Below are 4,337 nucleotides of genomic sequence, written 5' to 3'. Positions count from 1 at the left end.
TAAATTAAAAGCATAAATTATATTAAGCTGTATCCCAACTTAGGTATAATAGTAAGCATAATTTTTTCTTAAACTCTCTTGCTTTGGATTAAGCTGAATTTTATTTTATATTCTATGCAAGATTATCTTACTTTAGAGCATAAACTTGAACAATATGCTCCACAAATACAAAAATTTCGTCAAGAATTCCCCGCATTAAACAATTTTTTAATTTATTTTGATAATGCAGCTACAAGCCTCAGACCACAAAAAGTGCTTGATGCTTTTATTCACGGTTTTCAACTTGCTGGAAATGTAGAACGTTCTCTACATACCGAAGAACTTACTACTTTAGTTAAACAAGGGCAAGAGGCATTATATAATTATATTTTCCCTCAAGCTTCAGCATGTCCTCAGGATTTTTTGCACTTAACTTATACCCAAAATACCACAGAAGCTCTTAATTTATTAGCTCCTACCTTAGGGCAATTTTGGTATAAGCAACAGCAAGGTCAAAAACCACAAAAATATTATCTTTTAGTTGCTCAAAGCAATCACCATGCTAATATTCTGCCATGGCTTAAATTAGCTCAAACTTATAATTTTTTAGAGATTAAGACTATTCCTCTAAAAAATAATCTCACTTTAGATTTAGATTTTTTACGTGATTTTTGTCAAAAACATGCCCAACAACTTTTACTCATAACTTTGAGTAGTGTTGACAATGTTAATGGTCTCATTCATCCAATTGGGGAAATTAAAAGCATTCTTGAACAATTTTCGCCTCACACTTGGCTCGCTCTTGATAATGCTCAGGGATCATGTTTTAATCACATTTATCTACAAAAAAACCAACTTCAAGATAACTGGCCTGCTGATTTTATTGTAGGGTCACTACATAAAATGTTTGGGTTAACGGGAATTGGCTATCTAACAATTTCTCAACGCATTGCTCAGTTGAATAAGCAAAGTCAAGATTTAGAGCTTTTAGCTAAGTTTTTTACCCTTAAAGAAGAGATAGAGCAAAGTTCGCAACAGACTAAAAGTAACAATACTCTCGAGCATCTAAACCTACCTCTCAACAATCATCGTCTAGAACACCAATGGGTTGGGGGAGGCTTTGTAAAAAGTGTAGATCTTGAGACTGCGAACTATAACTTACAACCTACTAATCCTTTTCTTATTGCGGGAACACCAAATATAAATTCTCTGGTAACCGTAAAAGCTAATATTGACTGGTTAAACTCTTTACCTTTAGAAGATTTTTACAGTTATACCCATCTTCTGCAACAGTATTTTATTAGCAAACTTGCTCAGTTACCACAAGTTGCAGACTTTAGTAGAAGTCTTAATATTGTTCAAGATTTAGCTAATAAAACTCAAGACGTGGTTATTTTACCTTGCACCGGACATCATATTCTCATAAATATTGAGGATGGGCTAGATATAGATCTAGGCATGTTCCTTGCCCAACATAATATTAGTGCTCGCGTAGGTAAACATTGTGCTTACCCTTATCATGATTTTCTTGGTTTAGATTCAACGCTTAGATTTAGTTTAGCTCCTTTTAATACTAAAGAAGAAGTAGACTATACCATTAACCTTATCGCTCAGTTTCTTAATGACAATCTAGATTAGCATAAAAAATTATTCTTAACTTTGCTATAATAACTCTAGGTAAAAAATTCATCTTCTGAGTAAAAGCTAATTTTTTATGGAAATTGAAAAAAGATTTATTAATTTAGCCATGTACGATGGTATTGTACGTGCAAAATTAGCACCTCAACTGGTACATAACGAAATTATGTCCTTTAATGGTGCTTTTGATCGTAATCCGGGTAATTATAAAGATTATATTGAAATTACCGGTTGCGAAACTCCAATCTTTATGGTTTTAGAAACTCACCGTTTAACTTTTATCTGTAAATCAAAAGTTCTACGCTCTTACATTTTTGCCTTACTTATTAACTATATGTTTGACAAAAAGTTTGAGTTTGAAACCTTTTTAACTAAGTATGCTATTCGTAGCTATTTATCAGATAAACGTATCGAGAGCTTAAAAAATCTTTATGATCTTGTAATTAAACTCGACCAAAAAGATGTAAAAACTAAACTCGATATGCACGGTTATACCTTTGCTCGCAGTCGTGAATGTAAATGTGAACACTGCGGTTGTCGTGAACAACCATTAGATTTAGAAAGTTAATCTTAAATCCACAGCAGGTTAATCATAAAGATTAACCTGCTTACTTTATCTTTATATGCAACAAAAAATTCTTATTACAGGATGTTCATCGGGAATTGGTCTAGCAACAGCGATCAAATTTGCTCAATTAGGTTGGGAAGTTATTGCTACAGTACGTCAAGAAAGTGATGCTTGTCATTTAACTCCCTATGGGATCAAAGTAAAATATTGTGATCAAACCTCTGCCGAACAAATTGAAGCTCTTTTTGCCGATCCCGACTTAGAACATTTAGATGCCGCTTTTCTTAATGCTGGCTATGGCTTTGTAAGTGCGGTAGAAGACACACAAAGAAAAGATTTAGAGCAAATTATTAATTGTAATCTGCTTGGTACTTGGGATTACTTTAATCGCTGTATCAAAATTTTTCATCAACAAGGTTATGGACGTATTCTCGTAACTTCGAGCATTGTTAGCTTTGTCCCAGCTCCTTTTAGAGCAGCCTATGGGGCAAGTAAAGCCGGTCTTGATAGTATGATCAAAACTTTTATTGTGGAAAATAACAATCCTCGAATTCAAGTAAGTCTGCTCAATCCAGGTCCAGTTATCACGAAATTTAGAACTCGAGCTCTACAAGAGTCACAAAACTCTTTTGAACATGCAAGTAGTCACTTACAAAAAGAGTATCAAGAACAACAAGAGCGATTAACCAATACTAATCGCAAACGTTTTACTTCTACCCCTGAAGACCTCGCAAATATTGCAGTTAAGGCTTTAACCAGTCGCAAACAAAAAGTCTACTACCTTGTTGGCTTACCAACTTATTTTATGTGGTATTTACAAAAATTTGTTCCGGTAAACTGGGCTTTAAAATTTTTACAAAAAACTTATAAATTAGAAAAATAATAAGAGCATCTCCAACGGAGATGCTCTTAAAATAAAAAAACTAGCCATCTCTGACTAGTATAAACTAATATAAAACTCGACTAAATAGCTCGCTAATTTATTCGCTTGCTATTTACTAAATATTTGGAACCTTAAGTTGATGGCTCAACAAATATCGCAAATTCTTAAGTTTTCCTTATCCAGGCAGGTGAAATCTAACTTCAAATGGTAAGTCGAATTTCCCTGATTGACTAGTTAGTATTTAAACAAACGATATTTGTAAAATACTTTCGCTAGATTTTTTATATTGGGAGCAAATAAAAATATTTGATTTTATAGCTACCGAAAAAATGTAACCGACTTAGTTGCGTTTATAGTGTGCGACTAAGGGTAACTTTATGTGAGCTTTACTCACAAAAAAAGTATTACCTAAAAAATTAGTTATAATTCCTGTAACTAAATTCCTTCACTAAATGCAATTAGCAAAGAGGTAAAGATTATTTATATTTTTTACCTGTAATGCTAACTTCGATATAGTTAAAGAATTCCATTTTAGTTTCCTAAATACTTTTAAATATGAAGTTATATAATAATTTACAAGTAATATTAATAAATTAATGAAAAAACACAATTTATTAACCTTCTTGTGTGGCATATTATACAGAGTTTATGAACAAAATGCAAGACTAAAAGCTAACTTTTTACTAAAAAGCATGAATTTTTGTGATTCGATTATTGCTCTTGCTGTCTTTTAACTAAAAAAGTACTTAAAGCCTAAACTTCAAGTACTTTTTTAGTTTATTCGTTATCTATAAAACGATATTCTTGTTTTTTCCCTGCTCCACGTTCTTCTTGACGTAATTTTTGAATTTGCTTATTACGACGTAAACGTTTATAAGGATTGTAATGCATGCGTCCAGCAAAGTTTTCGAGAAAATCTTTCTCATGAATAATTTTATTCTCATTAAGGAAATTAATAATTTGATTTACAATTTCCTCAGGAGTTTTGCCACCTACTTTAATAGTGTAGTCTGCAAAATATTCATAAGTTAAATCTCGTTTTTCATGTAAATCTTCTAATTTTTTTATTAAATCTTCAATATTTTTACAGTCTCTAACAATTGGACGCTTGCTCAATTGATCGTCTGCTAATAAACGCTGTGCTTGGTGCTTGATATCTAATTCAAGATAAATTACAAACCCAAAGTCTTTCATATACAGACCATTACGCATGCGTGTAAGAATCCCACCACCAGTAGAAATAACCGTGTTACTTATTAAAGTAGTTTG

4 protein-coding genes are annotated in these 4,337 nt (G+C 32.2%); 3 read left to right on the top strand and 1 reads right to left on the bottom strand.

The genetic code is table 11. The annotated features are described in order from the left end of the window. Window positions 1–114: 114 nt before the first annotated feature. From CKF59_RS05855 to CKF59_RS05845, 3 genes are all read left to right on the top strand, one after another. Complete coding sequence (locus CKF59_RS05855; protein WP_119535023.1) at window positions 115–1,617, top strand: aminotransferase class V-fold PLP-dependent enzyme; 1,503 nt, start codon at window positions 115–117, stop codon at window positions 1,615–1,617. 76 nt (window positions 1,618–1,693) lie between these two features. Further along, window positions 1,694–2,185, top strand: coding sequence for a hypothetical protein (locus CKF59_RS05850; protein WP_119535022.1), 492 nt, complete (start codon window positions 1,694–1,696; stop codon window positions 2,183–2,185). A 55-nt stretch (window positions 2,186–2,240) separates the two neighbouring features. Beyond that, window positions 2,241–3,068 carry an SDR family NAD(P)-dependent oxidoreductase gene (locus CKF59_RS05845; RefSeq protein ID WP_119535021.1) on the top strand — a complete coding sequence of 276 codons (828 nt, stop codon included), beginning with the start codon at window positions 2,241–2,243 and terminating at the stop codon, window positions 3,066–3,068. 777 nt (window positions 3,069–3,845) lie between these two features. Here the strand turns inward: CKF59_RS05845 and CKF59_RS05840 are convergent. Beyond that, a partial coding sequence (locus tag CKF59_RS05840; protein ID WP_281270079.1) for a shikimate kinase occupies window positions 3,846–4,337 on the bottom strand: 492 nt, incomplete at its 5' end.

Origin of the sequence: Psittacicella gerlachiana, assembly GCF_003585965.1 — a bacterium.
Taxonomy (GTDB): domain Bacteria; phylum Pseudomonadota; class Gammaproteobacteria; order Enterobacterales; family Psittacicellaceae; genus Psittacicella; species Psittacicella gerlachiana.
This window is presented reverse-complemented; position numbering and strand designations above follow the sequence as displayed.

Excerpts from the sequence above, each read along its gene's own strand:
- CKF59_RS05855 (WP_119535023.1), top strand. The coding sequence starts at position 115 with ATGCAAGATTATCTTACTTTAGAGCATAAACTTGAACAATATGCTCCA.
- CKF59_RS05850 (WP_119535022.1), top strand. The coding sequence starts at position 1,694 with ATGGAAATTGAAAAAAGATTTATTAATTTAGCCATGTACGATGGTATT.
- CKF59_RS05845 (WP_119535021.1), top strand. The coding sequence starts at position 2,241 with ATGCAACAAAAAATTCTTATTACAGGATGTTCATCGGGAATTGGTCTA.